Here is a 16,966-nt window from a genome sequence, read left to right as displayed (position 1 = left end):
TGTAGATCTCGGTCACTTCACCCTTGAAGGTGCGCTTGAAACCGGCCAGTGCGTCACGGCCGCCCTGGTAGTTGGGCGCCAGGATCACCATCTTCTTGTAGCCCAGCTCATTGGCGGCGACACCGGCCATCTCGTGCGGGGTGTCGTTCTGGTAGGAGCCGACGAAGTAGTTGGCCATGCATTTTTCACCGGCCAGGGTCGAGGGCGCAGTGTTGTTGCTGACGTAGAAGGCGTCCTTGGTGGCGGTGTTGATCACGGCCGCCAGCACGTTGGAAAAAATCACCCCGGTAAACAGCGAAATGCCGTCCAGGCTCATGCGGTCGGCGATCTGCTTGGCCTTGGCCGGTTGCAGGCCGTCATCTTCCACGATGAGTTGCACCGGCACGCCGCCGAGCTTGCCGCCTTCCTGATCGATCGCCAGCTGGAAGCCGTCTCGCGAGTCTTCGCCCAGGTAGCCGGCGGGGGTGGAGAGGGTGGTGATGAAGCCGATTCGGACAGGCTCCACGGCCTGGGCAGCCGTCGCTGCGCAGAGGGAGGTTGCCAGACATGCACGCAATACCAGGTTTTTCATGAGGCGGCCTATGAAGTAGGTCGTGCCAACGCACGGTAGATGTCGATGAGGGCAGTGATTCGGTGTTCGGTCGGGCCGATTGATTGTTGTTATGGGGTGCTGCGTCAGCTGTTGCTCTCGGTGAACTTCTCCAGGTAAAGACGGCTGTGGTCCAGGCCGTGGTGCTGGCGCCAGTCCTTGATCGACTCGACCATCGGCGGCGGGCCGCACAGGTACAGGTCAAATGGCTGGTCACGCAGTTCGGCCAATTCGAGGTGTTCGGCGATGTAACCGGTCTTGCCCGGCCAGTCGGGGGCGGGGTTGCTGACCACCGGCGTAAAACGGAATCCCGGGATTCGTGCGGCATAGGCTTCGATGCGCGAAACCTCGCACAGGTCCGCGGCCTCGCGCACGCCGTAGTACAGGTGCACCGGGTGGCCGCAGCCTTGCTGCGCGGCGATCTGATCGAGCATGCCGAGGAATGCCGACAACCCGGTGCCGCCGGCTACCATCACCAGCGGCCGGTCGACATGGCGCAAGTAGAAGGCACCCAGCGGCGCCTCCATGTGAATCACGTCGCCGACCTGGCAGCGATCGCGCACGTAGTCGGTCATCACGCCGCTGGGCAGCAGTCGGATGAGGAACTGCAAGTTGCTGCTGCCCGGCGCGCAGGCAAAGGAATACGAGCGCCGATGTTCGGTACCCGGTACTTTCAGGCGAGCGTACTGTCCCGGCAGATAGTCCAGCGCCGCGCCCGCTGCGCCGACTTCCACATGCACGATGGCGGTGGTCGGGGAGACTTGCCGCACCTCGCTCACAGTGCCATGCAGGCTGCTCGGGCCGTTGCTGCCGCAGAGGCTGGAATCGAAATCGAAATAGAAAGCCGCGTCCGACTGCACGCGCGTCTGGCAGGTCAGCATTTTGCGCTCTACCAGGTCGCTGGCGGACAAGGCCTCTTCGTCCACATAGTCCTGGGTGTACTGCCCGGATTCACAGCGGCCCTGGCAGGTCGCGCAAACCCCTTCGCGGCAGTCCAACGGAATCTTGATTCCACTGCGCAGTGCCGCGTCGAGCAGGATTTCATTGTTCTGCACGTTGCAGAAGAGTGTTTTGCCGTCGGCGAAACTGAAGGCGACCTTGTACGTCATGAGCGTTAATCCGCAGGGTTCAGAGATGGTAGAAATCGAGCACGGAGTTGATCGTGTCGTTGAGCAGAACCACATGTTTGCGGGCGATTTTCCAGCTCTCGCCGTCGGGGCGCAGACGATACGTGGCGTGGCCGAAGAACTGTTCGGCGGTCTGCATGCGGTAGTAGAGGGTGTTCCAGTTGACGCGCACTTCCAGCTCATCGTCCTGCAGCGACGCGATGCGCACATTGCTGATCAGGTGCAGGGTGCGCGGCATCGGGATGGTCGACGCCGCTTTGCCGGTGCGAATACGGAACACCCGGTCTTCCAGGCCGCCCCGGTTGGGGTAATAGATCAGCGACATGCCTTTTTTCGGGTCGGTGGTGTAGACGTGTTCCGAATCCCATTGCGGCAGATGGAATTCGCTGTCGTCGCTGAACATGGCCAGGTAGGTGTCCCAGTCCTGGGCATCGCAGGCTTCGGCTTTACGGTAAAGAAATTGCTCGACGCGGTATTGCAGTTGCGAATTCATCTTCACACCTCACGCAGTTTCAACGGTTGTTGTTCGGCAGCCTTGCGCGCCAGGCCCTCAAGCAAAAAGCGCTGCCAGTTGGCGTGCTGATTGACGTACAGGCCTTCATGGGTGAATTCGGTGCCGGTCAGTGCCGGTGCGATGCCAATGGTCTCGCTGTTGCGAGTCGGGCCTTCGACCCACTTGCCCTGGCCGCGGGAAATATCGCTCCAGCGCTCCAGGCGCGCCTGGAAACCACGCTGGGCTTCACGGAACTCCACCAGGTCGTCGGGGGTGCCCATGCCGGACACGTTGAAGAAGTCTTCGAACTGACGAATGCGGTTTTCCCGATCCGCATCCGACTCGCCGACGACGCCCAGGCAGAAGCTGTTGATTTCTGTCTTGTTCCAGGCCAGCGGGCGGATGATCCGCAGCTGCGAGCTGATCTGGTCGAGGAAGAACATGCTCGGGTAGACGTTGAGGTTGCGCAGGCGGTGCATCATCCACTCGGCCTTGCCTTGGCCGTGTTCCTGGATCAGGCGCGGCATGATGCTGGCGTAACCCGGGCGCACGGCCGGGTTGGGCATGTCGCTGAACAGCACGCTGTGGCCATTGTGGAAGGCGAACCAGCCGTCATCGGTTTCCTTGTCGCCTGCGCCCAACTTGCTGTAGTCCAAGGTGTCGCTGGCGGTCAGGCCTTTCTCGGCATTGACCTGTTGGCGGTGCTGAACGGTGGCTACGTAGTTGTAGTGAACGGTGCTGACGTGATAGCCGTCCAGGCCGTTCTCGTTCTGCAGTTTCCAGTTACCGTCGTAGGTGTAGGCCGACTTGCCCGGCAGGACTTCGAGCTGACCGGTCGGCGACTGCGCCACCATCATGTCGAAGAACACCTTGGCGTCACCGAGGAAGTCTTCCAGGGTATCGGTGCCCTCTACGTTGAGGCTGACGAACACAAAGCCGTTGTAGCTTTCGATACGGGCTTTTTTCAGGCCGCGGGTGGCCTTGTCGAAACCTTCGGGATACTCGCCCGGCGCCTTGACCTTCACCAGGCGCCCGTCGCTTTTGTAGCACCAGGCATGGAAGGGGCAGGTGAAGGTTGACTGGTTGCCCTTGCCGACGCGGGTGAGGGTGGTGCCGCGGTGCTGGCAGGCGTTGATCAGGGCGTTGAGGCGACCTTCACCGTCACGGGTAATGATCAGTGGCTGGCGACCGGCCCGCATCGTCATGAAGTCATGGTTATTGGCGATCTCGCTTTCGTGACAGGCATAGATCCAGTTCTTCTCGAAAATCAGTTCCATTTCCAGATCGAACAATTCCGGATCGGTAAACATATCGCGGGCAATGCGATAAACACCGTCTTGCGGGCGGAAGTCCAGGCAACTTTCGATATAACTTTTCCACTGTTCGACACTTCGTGCAGTTGTCATTTCCCCGTCCTCGGCCAATGGGCTAATTCGTGCCTTCATTTAATGACGGGGTGACCGGCAGGGTCTATCCGCTTATTAGTGGAAACCCATCCGGAAAATAAGCCCTGATACGCAGCTGTTGACGATATATCCCCGTAAACACGGGCTTTCATCGCGATCGCTGGCTGAGCAAACGGCTATTTGTCGTTCAGTAACGGGATAGCCGCTGATGAACTTGTTACGGCTTAATTTCAATCGAAGCACCACCAGAGTGTCTCGCTTCAGGTCACTAAAACTGCCATTGCTCATGGCCCTGGGTTCTGTACCCGAAGTGCCTTCTATTCATGTGTTGCTATATAAGCGGCAGGGGGAAGAAATAATATGTTGCATAAAGCGTGGTTAGTTCGGGGGGTTCAAGCAGTTGGCTTGTTGACGCCATTGTTGGCACAGGCAGATGTAGTCAGTGACAGCAAGCTGACGTTGGGTACCCGCAACTTTTACCTTGATCGGGATTACAAGGAGAACAACCCGCCCCATTCGCGAGTGGGCAGTTGGACCCAGGGTTTCGACCTGCGTTTTGCCTCCGGCTATACCGATGGCCCGCTGCAGTTCGGCCTCGATGCAGAGGCGCAGTATGCCTTTCGACTGGACGGCGGTGGCGGGCGTGGCGATGACACCATCATCCCGTACAGCCAGAGTCGTCAGGAGCAGGCCGATGAATATGGCCGTGGCGGTGTGACGCTGAAAATGCGCTATTCAAAAACCGAACTGAAAGTCGGTGAGTTGCGGCCGTTTCTGCCAGTGGTGATCATTGACGACTCGCGCCAGTTGGTCACGACCTATCGCGGCGCCTTGCTCGAGTCCAAGGAAGTCGATCGTCTGACATTGACCGCCGGACGCCTGACGGAAATCGGCGCGCGTAACTCCTCCAATTACGAAAAACTGTACCTGCAGACCGGCTCCGGCGTGCGCCACGGCAGCGACGGTCTGAACCTCGCCGGCGCCAGTTATGCCTTGACGCCCTCAGTGACCGGCACCTACTTCTACGCGCAACTGGAAGACATCTATCAACAGCACTATCTGGGTATCACTCACCTGGCGGATCTGGGTGACGGTTATGGGCTGAAGACCGACCTGCGTTACTTCAATAACAACGAAGATGGCGAGGCCCTGTACGGAAACATTGATAACAGCTCCTACGGTGCCATGACCTCGCTCAAAAAGGGCGGCCATCGATTCGGCGTGGGCTACCAGCGGATGCTCGGCGACAGCAACTTTCCGACTTTGGGTGGTTATGTACCCCAGCCGTTTCTGGTGAACTGGTCGCGGGTAGGGTTCATCAAGCCCAACGAAAAATCCTGGCAGCTGCGTTATGACTTCGATTTCGCCGCCCTCGGCGTACCGGGCCTGAACTTCATGACCCGTTACTTCAAGGGTACTTCGGTGGACCGTGGCGACAACCTCAGCCAGGCAGCGGAGCAGGAGCGTAACCTGGTGCTGTCTTATGTGGTGCAAAGCGGTCCGCTCAAGGGCGTGGGTGTGGAAGCCGGCAATGTTGTCGCCAAATTCAGCCACGGCAATGACTGGGTGGAGAACCGTCTGATCACTACTTACACCTGGAAATTTTGGTAACGTCCTGCCCTCAAATCGAACGCGGTTGTGCGCTGAAGTGACGCCTTGGGTAGCGCATTACCCTTGGCGTCGACCTTTATCGGCACTGTTGCCGTGTGCATCAACGACGCGCAACGCGTTCAATATCCAGATTGTTTCCGATTACTAGCCAAAAAATGCGGATATCGCTTGTTCGCGCCGGCTGGGCACAGCCCTTGCAAATCCAATGAGAATACGCGCCGAAGAGCGTGTCGATGTCCATTGCCGTGGGTGTACTGAAATGACTGAACCAAATGTTGCCCAGTTTCGAGATATCCGCATAGATCGCTACGACCTGGCCGGTGCCCGCGCATGGATGGCCGGCATTTGCGGGCCACATGAGTTGCAGACCAGCCAGCCGAACCGGATTCAATTTCACCACAAGGCCAATGTGTTCAAATCCATGTCCACGACCTTGGGCCGGATGGAATACGGCACCGACGTGACCATCGGCGTCGAAGATGCCGAACACCTCAATTGCTACAGCCTCAGCCTGCCGATTCGTGGCGAGCAAGAGTTGCTCAAGGACGGTCGCCGGTTGTACTCCAATCAGGACCAGGGCCTGATCGTCACCCCCCACGAAACCCAGTCACTGACCATGGCCGGTGACTGCCACAAGATCTCCGTGGTGATTACCCGCATGGCCATGCGACAGACCCTGGAAGGCATGCTGCAGCGCCCGTTGGAAATGCCGCTGAAGTTCGAGCCGGTGATGGACGCGGTCAACGGCGCCTCTGCCTCCTGGTGGCGGCTGGCCCGTTACTACATCGATGAACTTGAGCGCGGCCAGGATCTGTTCAATCAGGTGTTCTTCACCCGCGATATCGAAAGCGCTCTGATCAAGGGCCTGATCCTTTCGCAGCCCAACAACTACAGTGCTGAACTGCGTGACCAATTGGGCGCCAAGTTGCCGTACTACTTGATACGCGCCAAGGATTTCATCGAAAGCAACGCCCGCGAAGACATGCACCTGGAGGACATCGAGGCGGCAGCAGGCGTGTCCCGCTTCAAACTGTTCGAAGGCTTTCGCAAACACTTCGGCGTCTCGCCCATGGCTTACCTGAAAAAGTATCGCCTCGGCGCGGTGCGCCAGGAAATCCTCGAAGACGCCTCGGTGCGCAACATCTCGGTGATCGCAATGTGTTGGGGGTTCTCGCATCTGGGTCGGTTCGCCAGCGAATACCGCAAGCTGTTCAACGAAACGCCCAGCGCCACCTTGCAACGCAGCGAAGCCCGTCGCAACCGGTCGCTTTGAAATGACGACTTTACACGCCGCCACCGCCAACAGCGTGGGCCTGAACTTGTCGCTGATGTGCCGCGAGCCGGTTTTCACCAGCCGTTCGGCGCAGGAAACCCAGCGTTTGATGGGGCAAGCGCTGGTGGAGCATGAGCTGGATTGGCCACGGGGCGGTGTCGACACGGCGTTCTATCGCGGCCAGGTCGCCAGCTGCGAACTGTATGCGTTGCGCTACGGTGGCCAGGTGGAGATCCGCCCGCGGCCTTTCGAAGATTTCGTGCTGGTACAGATGCCACTGCGCGGCAGTGCCACCCTTGAGTCCGACGGCATGGGCTATGGCGTCAGCCCCGGAGAAGTGGCGATTCTGTCCCCGCGTGAACACGCGCGTGTGGTGTGGGAGGAGGGCTGTGAGCAACTGATCCTCAAATTGCCACGGGCATTGCTCGACGCCAGCCAGAACGCGCTGGCCGACGATTTGCCATCGGACTTCACGCTGGCGCCGGTCAGCCGCCTGCAACGGCCCCTGGCGATGCGCTGGTTTCGACTGGTCAGCGAATTGCTGGAGCATCTACCCGATGGCGAAGCGAGCGCTACGCCTTCGCGCTGGTTGCAGCATCTGGAGCAGAGCCTGCCGCTGTTTCTGCTCAGCCATTGTGGCATTACACAACAAGAATCCTCGTTGCCGCGCCAGCCCACACGCCAACTGCAGAAAATCGAAGCGTGTATGCGCGAGCACCTTGCCCAGGGCATTACGCTGGCAGAATTGGCGGTTGCCGTCGGGGTAAGCATTCGCAGCTTAAATACCTTGTGCCAGCGCGAATACGGTCAAAGCCCTATGGACCGCTTGCGCGGATTACGCCTGGAAGCCGCGCGGGAGTACTTGCTGGCGAGGCCCTATTCCAGCGTGACTGAGGTGGCGCTGGAATTCGGCTTTGGCCATGTGGGGCGGTTTGCCAATTACTATCGGCAGCGGTTTGGCGAGCTGCCAAAGCAGACGATGAAGTCTCAGGCATGAGCAGGAAACGAGAGCACAAAAAAACCCGCCATAAGGCGGGTTTTTTTGATGGCTGGAGATTTTGATCTCCGAACCTTGTCTGGCTCCACGACCTGGACTCGAACCAGGGACCCAGTGATTAACAGTCACTTGCTCTACCAACTGAGCTATCGCGGAATGGCGCCTATGTTACTGATTCAAAAAGAGAAGTCAAGCGCCCGATATTAACTTCCGCGATTCATGGGGACGGACGGTGGTTTATCGGTGATTGGCGGTTACCAGAATCACTGGCGGGGTCTACCATGGCTGCCCGGAAGTGGTTACACGCGCTGCCGGCCATTCGCCGAAAAGGTACGCGCCATGTCTCGTTTGACCTCCACAACGCCTCGAAACCACGAGGTGCCTGCATGAGCATCACCCAGATCAGTCTGCCCAAAGGGGTTGGTCCGCACGCTGAAAAACTCTTCGACGCAATTACCCAGGCCAGCACCTCTGATGAGTTGAATCGCGCCGGTGGCAAGGCTGAAGGGTTCGTCCTGGGCCTGGAAAGCACCAAGGCGATCAAGAGCCAGGTTGCCGAAGCGCTTTACGTCGCCTATGACGACGCCGCCAGCCAGCGCGCGACCGAGTTGGCCTAGCCGCCGAAAGTGATCGTGCCAAGCATCAGTTTGGCATACAGCGCCGTGGCGCCCAGTTGCACCAGCCACAAGGCCAGACCGCCGAGAAATACGCCGGCAGCGACTTGCATCACCAGGTTGTTGCCGCGTTGTTTGGCCGGGGCGCGAGGGATGAAGCGATCCAGGTCATCCAGGTCATCGCGGTCAGCACGCAGGTTGTCGTTTTTCATATCGGCTCTCATAAGACATCTCAGGTACAAACACAAAAAAACCTGTAGGAGCGAGCCTGCTCGCGATGAACCTGAGGACCCCGCTGGGTGTCAGGTTGCCAGCGTTATCGTTGATACCTATCGCGAGCAGGCTCGCTCCTACAATTTACTTGGGTGGAGTTTAGAGGTCGCAGCCACCGCATTGAGATTTATCTGCCACAAACAAAAAAAACGGGAAGCCCAAAGGCTTCCCGTTTTCGTGTCACGGCGCGATTCAGATCACCTGAACAATCGCATCCGTTACAGCCTTGATGTTGCTCTGGTTCAACGCAGCTACGCAGATACGACCGGTGTCCAGGGCGTAGATGCCGAACTCGTTGCGCAGACGGTGAACCTGCTCAACGCTCAGGCCGGAGTAGGAGAACATGCCGCGCTGACGACCGACGAAGCTGAAATCACGCTGTGGTGCGTTTTTCGCCAGGGTCTCGACCATCTGGGTGCGCATGCCGCGAATGCGCAGGCGCATTTCGGCCAGTTCGGCTTCCCACTGGGCGCGCAGTTCCGGGCTGTTCAACACGGCTGCAACGATGCTCGCACCATGGGTCGGCGGGTTGGAGTAGTTGGTACGGATCACGCGCTTGACTTGCGACAGCACGCGCGCGCTTTCTTCTTTCGATTCGCTGACGATCGACAGGGCACCCACGCGCTCGCCGTACAGTGAGAACGATTTGGAGAACGAGCTGGAGACGAAGAAGGTCAGGCCCGATTCGGCAAACAGGCGCACGGCTGCGGCGTCTTCGTCGATACCATCGCCAAAACCTTGGTAGGCCATATCGAGGAAAGGCACGTGGCCTTTGGCCTTGACCACTTCCAGGACGTTTTTCCAGTCCGCCGGGCTCAGGTCCACACCGGTCGGGTTGTGGCAGCAGGCGTGCAGCACAACGATCGAGCCGTTTGGCAGGGCGTTCAGGTCTTCCAGCAGGCCCACACGGTTCACGTCGTGGGTCGCGGCGTCGTAGTAACGGTAGTTCTGCACCGGGAAACCGGCGGTTTCGAACAGCGCGCGGTGGTTTTCCCAGCTCGGGTCGCTGATTGCCACGACGGCGTTCGGCAGCAGTTGCTTGAGGAAGTCGGCACCGATTTTCAGTGCACCGGTACCACCCACAGCCTGAGTGGTGATGACGCGACCGGCAGCGATCAGCGGCGAATCATTGCCGAACAGCAGTTTTTGCACAGCCTGGTCGTAGGCCGCGATGCCGTCGATGGGCAAGTAGCCCCGGGAAGCGTGTTGAGCGACGCGAATGGTTTCGGCTTCGACAACGGCGCGCAGGAGTGGAATTTTCCCCTCCTCGTTGCAATAAACACCGACTCCCAGGTTGACCTTGTTGGTACGGGTATCGGCGTTGAATGCTTCGTTGAGGCCCAGGATTGGATCGCGTGGTGCCATTTCGACAGCGGAGAACAGGCTCATTTTTGCGGCGGCTCTGAATGGAGAGTGGAGGGACGTGTCGCGCTCCAGCCGAATGCACTAGAGCGGTGCACAAACGGGGAGCTAGTATAGAGGCCATCTGCGATTGATGGCGACAGACGAAACGGCTTTTACGTTAAGTTTTTCCGATTATTTGTCGACCGTTAGTCGATTGGTGTCGTCCAAAGCATTACGCGATGTAGGACGTTTGCCTTGAAAGCGACGGCAATCGGCTCCACATTGAGCGCAATCCAGTTTTTTCCTCGGGCGACATCGGTCGTTTGCGGTCTTTCTCGTTCGTGCCGGTTTTGCCGGCAAGCGTGATCCCAGAGGTTTTACATGTCTGAATTCCAGCTAGTCACCCGTTTCGAACCTGCCGGCGATCAGCCTGAAGCCATTCGCCTGATGGTCGAGGGCATCGAAGCCGGGTTGGCGCACCAGACATTGCTCGGTGTGACTGGTTCGGGCAAGACCTTCAGTATCGCCAACGTAATCGCGCAGGTGCAGCGTCCGACGCTGGTGCTGGCGCCGAACAAGACCCTGGCGGCGCAGTTGTACGGCGAGTTCAAGGCGTTCTTCCCGAACAATGCCGTGGAGTACTTCGTTTCCTATTACGACTACTACCAGCCCGAGGCTTACGTACCATCGTCGGACACCTTCATCGAGAAAGACGCCTCGATCAACGACCACATCGAACAGATGCGTCTGTCCGCGACCAAGGCGTTGCTGGAGCGCAAGGACGCGATCATCGTCACCACGGTGTCGTGCATCTACGGTCTGGGTAGCCCGGAAACCTATCTGAAAATGGTGTTGCACGTGGATCGCGGCGACCGGCTAGACCAGCGCGAATTGCTGCGACGCCTCGCTGACTTGCAATACACCCGCAATGACATGGATTTCGCCCGTGCGACCTTCCGCGTGCGTGGCGACGTGATCGATATCCACCCGGCCGAATCGGATTTCGAAGCGATCCGCATCGAGCTGTTCGACGACGAGGTCGAAAGCCTGTCGGCGTTCGATCCGCTGACCGGCGAAGTGATCCGCAAACTGCCGCGCTTCACCTTCTATCCGAAAAGCCACTACGTGACGCCAAGGGAAACCCTGATGGGCGCGGTCGAAGGCATCAAGGTCGAGTTGAAGGAGCGCCTGGAATACCTGCGTTCCAACAACAAACTGGTGGAAGCCCAGCGCCTGGAGCAACGCACCCGATTCGACCTGGAGATGATCCTCGAACTGGGCTACTGCAATGGCATCGAAAACTACTCGCGCTATCTGTCCGGCCGTGAAGCCGGTGCGCCGCCGCCGACCCTCTACGATTACTTGCCGGCCGACGCCTTGCTGGTGATCGACGAATCCCACGTCAGCGTGCCGCAAGTTGGCGCGATGTATAAGGGTGACCGCTCGCGTAAAGAAACACTGGTGGAATACGGTTTTCGCCTGCCATCGGCGCTGGATAACCGGCCGATGCGTTTCGATGAATGGGAGGCCATTAGCCCGCAAACGATCTTCGTCTCGGCGACCCCGGGCAATTATGAAGCCGAGCACGCCGGGCGCGTCATCGACATGGTGGTGCGGCCGACCGGGCTGGTGGACCCGCAAATCGAAATCCGCCCGGCACTGACTCAGGTCGATGACTTGCTCTCGGAAATCACCAAGCGCGTTGCCCTGGAAGAGCGCGTGCTGGTCACCACGCTGACCAAGCGCATGGCCGAAGATTTGACCGACTATCTGGCCGATCACGGCGTGCGCGTGCGCTACCTGCACTCGGACATCGACACCGTAGAGCGGGTCGAAATCATCCGTGATCTGCGCCTGGGCACTTTTGACGTGCTGGTGGGGATCAACCTGCTGCGCGAAGGCCTGGACATGCCTGAGGTGTCGCTGGTGGCGATTCTCGACGCCGACAAGGAAGGATTCCTGCGTTCCGAGCGCTCGCTGATCCAGACCATCGGTCGGGCAGCGCGTAACCTCAACGGTCGGGCGATTTTGTATGCCGACCGGATTACCGGGTCCATGGAGCGGGCGATCGGGGAAACCGAACGTCGTCGCGACAAGCAGATCGCCTTCAACCTGGCGCATGGCATCACGCCCAAAGGCGTGTTCAAGGATGTCGCCGACATCATGGAAGGCGCCACCGTGCCAGGTTCGCGCAGCAAAAAGCGCAAGGGCATGGCCAAGGCGGCCGAAGAAAACGCCAGATACGAGGCGGAATTGCGTACACCAGGGGAGATCGCCAAGCGCATCAAGGCTCTGGAAGAGAAAATGTATGCATTGGCGCGTGATCTCGAATTCGAAGCCGCGGCGCAGATGCGCGATGAAATTGGCAAGTTGCGGGAGCGCTTGATTACCGTTTGAGTTTCTTTGTGGTGTCTGTACTGGCCCCTTCGCGGGCAAGCCTCACTCCTACAGGTTTGTGTCGTCCTGTGGGCGCCGCAAGAACTGTAGGAGCGAGGCTTGCCCGCGAAGGCCGCGCCTCGATCTCAATGCGCCTCGCCAGCTTTCAACCCCTCGGGTAATTTCCGGGTCAGCAACACCGCCAGCATGCTGATTCCCAGCGCAATCCCGACAAAGTGAAACGCATCGTTGTACGCCATGATCGACGCCTGCTGATGGGCGATCTCACTGAGCTTGCCCAGCGCCGCAGCCTCGCTTCCAAACCGGTCTGTCAGTGACGCCAACCGCTCCGCCACTTGCGGGTTGGTCGGCACTATCGCCTCGCGCAAGTAATCAAAATAGGTCTTGGTCCGGGCATCCAGCAGCGTGGCGAGGAGGGCGATGCCAATGGCCCCGCCGAGATTGCGCAGGATGTTGAACAGGCTCGACGCGGACCCGGCGTCCTGCGGAAGAATGTAGGCAGTGGCGATCAGCGAAATGGTGACCATGATCAATGGCTGGCCCAGGGCGCGGATGATCTGGATCTGATTGAACTGCGGCCCGGCGAAATCCGGATTCAATACGCCTGAAGAGAAGCTCGCCAGTCCGAACAAACCGAAACCCAGCGTGCACAGCCATTTCGGCGAGACGTATTTCATCAGCTTGGGCACCAGCGGAATCAGAAACAGTTGCGGCACACCCATCCACATGATCACTTCACCGATCTGCAGCGCGTTGTAGTTCTGGATCTGCGCCAGGTACAGCGGCAACAGGTAGATCGAGCCATACAGGCCAACCCCCATCCCGATACTGGAAATGCTCGATAAGCCGAAATTGCGATTGCCGAGGATACCGAGGTTGATCAGCGGATTGGGTTTGGAAAACTGCACGATCACAAAGGTGATCAGACTGATCAGGGCGATGCTGCCCAGCGTCACGATCAGATCCGACTCAAGCCAGTCCTTGCGATGGCCTTCTTCCAGAAACACCTGCAGACAGCCCAGTCCCACACCCAGTGTGACAATGCCGGCGTAGTCGGTGCTTTTCAGCAGTTCCCAATGCGCTTCTTTCTTTTCCAGGCCGTACATCAAGCCGGCAATCATGATCAGTCCGGGCGGAATGTTGATGTAGAAGATGTATTCCCAACCCCAATTCTCTGTCAGCCAACCGCCAAGCGTCGGGCCGATGGAGGGCGCGAAGGTGGCGGTCATGGCGAACATGGCCATGCCTTTGGCGCGGTGATGCTCCGGGAGTTTGATCAGTGTGAGAGTGAAGGCCAGCGGAATCAGCGCGCCACCGGTGAACCCCTGCAGGGCGCGGAAGACAATCATGCTTTCCAGGCTCCACGCCATGGAGCACAGCAGGGAAGCGACCAGGAAACCGAGGGACACCCACACCGCCAGACGCCGCGCCGAAAGCAACTGCACGAGCCAGGCGGTGAGCGGGATCATGATGATTTCCGCCACCAGGTACGAGGTGGAAATCCACGAGCCTTCTTCCAGGGTGGCCGACAGTGCACCCTGAATGTCCTTGAGCGACGAGTTGGTGATCTGGATGTCCAGCACCGCCATGAACGCGCCGAGCATCACGCTCATCACCGCAATCCAGTCCCGCCGCGTCGGTTCCCCGACCGGGCGGATCAGTTGATCACCGGCCATCGTCAGCGGCGTCTTTGCTGCTCAAGCTGGCGCTGACGTGTTCCGGGGTGTCCTTGATGTTCACCTTGGCGGTGACCGACATGCCCGGGCGAATCTTGCCGCGCAGCGGATTGTCGACGGCGAACGTCAGCTTGACCGGGATCCGCTGTACGACTTTGGTGAAGTTGCCCGTGGCATTGTCCGGTGGCAACAGGCTGAACTGTGCGCCCGAGGCCGCGAACAGGCTGTCGACCCGCGCTTCGATCGGCGTGTCACCGTAGGCATCGAAGATCAGTTCGGCTTTCTGCCCGGGCTGCATGTGGCCAATCTGGGTTTCTTTGAAATTGGCCTGAATCCAGATGTCTTCATCCGGCACGATCGACAGCAGGTAGGCGCCGGCCTGCACATATTGACCATTGCGCGCGGCGCGCTGGCCGATCAAGCCGCTGATGGGCGCGTGAATGTCGCTGCGGGTCAGGTTCAGTTCGGCCTGGGCCAGGTCGGTCCTGGCGTTGGCGATCTGTGCGTCGAGGCGTTTGATTTCGGCGTTCAGTGCGTTGATCTGCTGGCGCTGACCCTGGGCGTCCGCTTGGGCCTTGGCCAGTTGCGAGCGGGCAATGTGGTTGTCGGCGGAGAGGGTAGTCACGCGCTCTTCCGAGACATAACCCGGTTTGCGCAAGGTTTCGGCGCGGTTCAGGTCAATCTGCGAGCGGCCGAGGCTGGCTTGGCTGGAGGCGACTTGCGCATCGCTGGCGGCGATCAGGCTGGCTTGCTGGGTCAGCTTGCTCTGGGCTTGCAGGCGTTCGGCTTGCCGGGTGGCGAGGGTCGCGTTGGCGCGGTCGACAGCGAGGCGGAAGTCATCGCCTTCGAGGCTGATCAGCAGTTGGCCTTTCTCGACGTGCTGGTTGTCCTGCACCAGCACTTGATCGATGCGCGCGCCCAATTGGCTCGACACACGGGTGATTTCGCCCTGCACATAGGCGTTGTCAGTGCTTTCATAGAACCGACCCTTGAAGAACCACTGGGCAAAGAAACCCCCGGCAATCAGCAGGACGATCAGCAGGAAAATGGAAAGGCGACGCTTGAGTTGGGCAGGCATGGGGCAAACTGTAGTCGAGAATATGTAAGAAAAGTTATCAGCAGGTGAATCTGGCATACAGCCGATAAACGGTAAATGGCGGTGGCTGATAATCGGCCATTCACCGCACCGTACCGGCGTTGTAGTCGCAACCTTGGCTTAAATGCCCTGTTCGCTGGAGCGGGACGGGTGTCGCCTGTTACCATTCGCCCTTTGTTTGATCTTCTTTTCGAGACTTGCCATGACCACCGTCCGCACGCGCATCGCGCCATCGCCTACCGGGGACCCCCATGTAGGTACCGCTTACATCGCATTGTTCAATTACTGCTTTGCCAAGCAGCATGGCGGTGAGTTCATCCTGCGGATCGAAGACACCGACCAGTTGCGCTCGACCCGCGAGTCCGAACAGCAGATTTTCGACGCCCTGCGCTGGCTGGGGATCGACTGGAGCGAAGGCCCGGACGTCGGCGGCCCGCACGGTCCATACCGGCAAAGCGAGCGCGGTGATATTTATCAGAAGTATTGCCAGCAACTGGTCGACATGGGCCATGCCTTCCCGTGCTTCTGCACCGCCGAAGAGCTGGACCAGATGCGCGCCGAGCAGATGGCGCGTGGCGAAACCCCGCGTTACGACGGCCGTGCACTGTTGCTGTCCAAAGAAGAAGTGGCGCGCCGGCTCGCTGCCGGCGAGCCGCATGTGATCCGCATGAAGGTGCCGAGCGAAGGCGTCTGCGTGGTGCCGGACATGCTGCGTGGCGACGTCGAGATCCCGTGGGATCGCATGGATATGCAAGTGCTGATGAAGACCGACGGCTTGCCGACGTACTTCCTGGCCAACGTGGTCGACGATCACCTGATGGGCATCACCCACGTACTGCGCGGCGAAGAGTGGCTGCCGTCGGCTCCGAAGCTGATCCTGCTTTACGAATACTTCGGCTGGGAACAACCGGAGCTGTGCTACATGCCGCTGCTGCGTAACCCGGACAAGAGCAAGCTGTCCAAGCGCAAGAACCCGACTTCGGTGACTTTCTACGAGCGCATGGGCTTCATGCCTGAGGCAATGCTCAACTATCTGGGACGCATGGGCTGGTCGATGCCTGACGAGCGTGAAAAGTTCTCGTTGCAGGAGATGGTCGACAATTTCGATCTGAAGCGCGTTTCCCTGGGCGGGCCGATTTTCGACATCGAAAAATTGTCGTGGCTAAACGGCCAATGGCTGCGTGACCTGCCGGTGGAAGAGTTCGCCGCGCGCGTGCAGAAGTGGGCATTCAACTCCGAATACATGATGAAGATTGCCCCGCACGTGCAGGGCCGGGTTGAAACCTTCAGTCAGGTCGCACCGCTGGCGGGGTTCTTCTTTGCCGGTGGTGTCAGCCCGGATGCCAAACTGTTTGAATCGAAAAAGCTGTCGGGTGATCAGGTTCGGCAGTTGATGCAGTTGATCCTCTGGAAGCTCGAAAGCCTGCGTCAGTGGGAGAAGGACAACATCACCGCGACCATTCAGGCCGTGGTCGAGTCCCTGGAGCTGAAGCTGCGTGACGCCATGCCGCTGATGTTCGCTGCGATTACCGGTCAGGCCAGTTCGGTATCGGTGCTCGATGCGATGGAAATCCTCGGACCTGACCTGACCCGTTTCCGTCTGCGCCAGGCCATTGACCTGCTCGGTGGCGTGTCGAAGAAAGAAAACAAGGAGTGGGAAAAGCTCTTGGGCGCTATTGCCTGATTGCGTTTGACTCTGCAGGGGCTGCCGAAGGCCGCGATCTTTTGATCCCGATCTTCGGCGCTTCCCCCGGATTTTCGGGGGGAGGGCGGTAAGTGGTTGTTATGTCGGCAAAAAATTTTAAATTTTTTGAAAAATAAGTTTGACAGGCTTCCGATACGCCCTTAAGATTCGCCCCGTCCTCAGCGATGACATCAACGATGAGGGGCTATAGCTCAGCTGGGAGAGCGCTTGCATGGCATGCAAGAGGTCGACGGTTCGATCCCGTCTAGCTCCACCAATTTACACTTCAAGGCCTGGCCACACCGGCCTTGAAGCGATCAACACTCAGCGTTGATCAGTTGTATAGAAGGGTTTGCGTCCCCTTCGTCTAGTGGCCTAGGACACCG

General features: G+C 59.1%; 14 protein-coding genes and 2 tRNA genes. 7 read left to right on the top strand and 9 right to left on the bottom strand.

Features of this window, described 5'->3' with window-relative positions:
- The 4 genes from D8V06_RS04140 to antA all read right to left on the bottom strand — a co-directional run.
- A partial coding sequence (locus tag D8V06_RS04140; RefSeq protein WP_153189248.1) for an ABC transporter substrate-binding protein occupies positions 1-571 on the bottom strand: 571 nt, incomplete at its 3' end.
- A 104-nt stretch (positions 572-675) separates the two neighbouring features.
- On the bottom strand, positions 676-1,698 hold the full coding sequence (gene antC, locus D8V06_RS04135) for an anthranilate 1,2-dioxygenase electron transfer component AntC (protein WP_130903754.1): 1,023 nt from the start codon (positions 1,696-1,698) through the stop codon (positions 676-678).
- 19 nt (positions 1,699-1,717) lie between these two features.
- Positions 1,718-2,209, bottom strand: a complete 492-nt coding sequence (antB, locus tag D8V06_RS04130; RefSeq protein ID WP_056857091.1) for an anthranilate 1,2-dioxygenase small subunit — start codon at positions 2,207-2,209, stop codon at positions 1,718-1,720.
- Positions 2,210-2,211: 2 nt separating this feature from the next.
- A complete protein-coding gene (gene antA / locus D8V06_RS04125) occupies positions 2,212-3,615 on the bottom strand; it encodes an anthranilate 1,2-dioxygenase large subunit (protein ID WP_056857105.1) in 1,404 nt (467 codons plus the stop codon).
- A 360-nt stretch (positions 3,616-3,975) separates the two neighbouring features.
- Between antA and D8V06_RS04120 the strand changes: the two genes are divergently transcribed.
- The 3 genes from D8V06_RS04120 (at position 3,976) to D8V06_RS04110 (ending at position 7,496) form a co-directional block, all read left to right on the top strand.
- Complete coding sequence (locus D8V06_RS04120; protein WP_130930495.1) at positions 3,976-5,226, top strand: OprD family porin; 1,251 nt, start codon at positions 3,976-3,978, stop codon at positions 5,224-5,226.
- A gap of 259 nt (positions 5,227-5,485) precedes the next feature.
- Positions 5,486-6,499, top strand: coding sequence for an AraC family transcriptional regulator (locus tag D8V06_RS04115; RefSeq protein ID WP_177336616.1), 1,014 nt, complete (start codon positions 5,486-5,488; stop codon positions 6,497-6,499).
- Position 6,500: 1 nt separating this feature from the next.
- On the top strand, positions 6,501-7,496 hold the full coding sequence (locus D8V06_RS04110) for an AraC family transcriptional regulator (RefSeq protein WP_130903756.1): 996 nt from the start codon (positions 6,501-6,503) through the stop codon (positions 7,494-7,496).
- Between the two features lie 80 nt (positions 7,497-7,576).
- On the opposite strand, the gene D8V06_RS04105 is transcribed toward D8V06_RS04110, so the two are convergent.
- Positions 7,577-7,652, bottom strand: a tRNA-Asn gene (locus tag D8V06_RS04105).
- Between the two features lie 230 nt (positions 7,653-7,882).
- On the opposite strand from D8V06_RS04105, the gene D8V06_RS04100 reads away from it, so the two are divergent.
- The gene (locus tag D8V06_RS04100) at positions 7,883-8,113 is read left to right on the top strand and encodes a hypothetical protein (protein WP_056857094.1); all 231 of its coding nucleotides are present in this window, start codon (positions 7,883-7,885) and stop codon (positions 8,111-8,113) included.
- Here D8V06_RS04100 and D8V06_RS04095 read toward each other — a convergent pair.
- Both D8V06_RS04095 and D8V06_RS04090 read right to left on the bottom strand, forming a co-directional pair.
- Positions 8,110-8,322: a hypothetical protein gene (locus D8V06_RS04095; RefSeq protein WP_056857095.1), complete on the bottom strand. Its 213-nt coding sequence runs from the start codon at positions 8,320-8,322 to the stop codon at positions 8,110-8,112. The two genes, D8V06_RS04100 and D8V06_RS04095, sit on opposite strands and share 4 nt — an antisense overlap.
- A gap of 253 nt (positions 8,323-8,575) precedes the next feature.
- Positions 8,576-9,772 carry an amino acid aminotransferase gene (locus D8V06_RS04090; protein WP_056853725.1) on the bottom strand — a complete coding sequence of 399 codons (1,197 nt, stop codon included), beginning with the start codon at positions 9,770-9,772 and terminating at the stop codon, positions 8,576-8,578.
- A gap of 336 nt (positions 9,773-10,108) precedes the next feature.
- Here D8V06_RS04090 and uvrB point away from each other — a divergent pair, with 336 nt between their 5' ends.
- Positions 10,109-12,124, top strand: coding sequence for an excinuclease ABC subunit UvrB (uvrB, locus tag D8V06_RS04085; protein ID WP_056853724.1), 2,016 nt, complete (start codon positions 10,109-10,111; stop codon positions 12,122-12,124).
- Between the two features lie 125 nt (positions 12,125-12,249).
- Here uvrB and D8V06_RS04080 read toward each other — a convergent pair whose 3' ends face one another.
- Positions 12,250-13,740, bottom strand: a complete 1,491-nt coding sequence (locus tag D8V06_RS04080) for an MDR family MFS transporter (RefSeq protein ID WP_177336562.1) — start codon at positions 13,738-13,740, stop codon at positions 12,250-12,252.
- 49 nt (positions 13,741-13,789) lie between these two features.
- Positions 13,790-14,878, bottom strand: coding sequence for an HlyD family secretion protein (locus D8V06_RS04075; RefSeq protein ID WP_130930494.1), 1,089 nt, complete (start codon positions 14,876-14,878; stop codon positions 13,790-13,792).
- A gap of 220 nt (positions 14,879-15,098) precedes the next feature.
- Between D8V06_RS04075 and gltX the strand changes: the two genes are divergently transcribed.
- Positions 15,099-16,580, top strand: coding sequence for a glutamate--tRNA ligase (gene gltX / locus D8V06_RS04070; protein ID WP_130930493.1), 1,482 nt, complete (start codon positions 15,099-15,101; stop codon positions 16,578-16,580).
- Between the two features lie 201 nt (positions 16,581-16,781).
- Positions 16,782-16,857: transfer RNA gene (locus D8V06_RS04065), tRNA-Ala, on the top strand.
- The last annotated feature ends 109 nt before the right edge of the window (positions 16,858-16,966 follow it).

This window comes from Pseudomonas sp. Sample_24 (assembly GCF_004307605.1).
Taxonomy (GTDB): Bacteria; Pseudomonadota; Gammaproteobacteria; order Pseudomonadales; family Pseudomonadaceae; genus Aquipseudomonas.
Note: the sequence above shows the minus strand (reverse complement) of the source record. Positions and strands in the feature narration are given on the sequence as shown.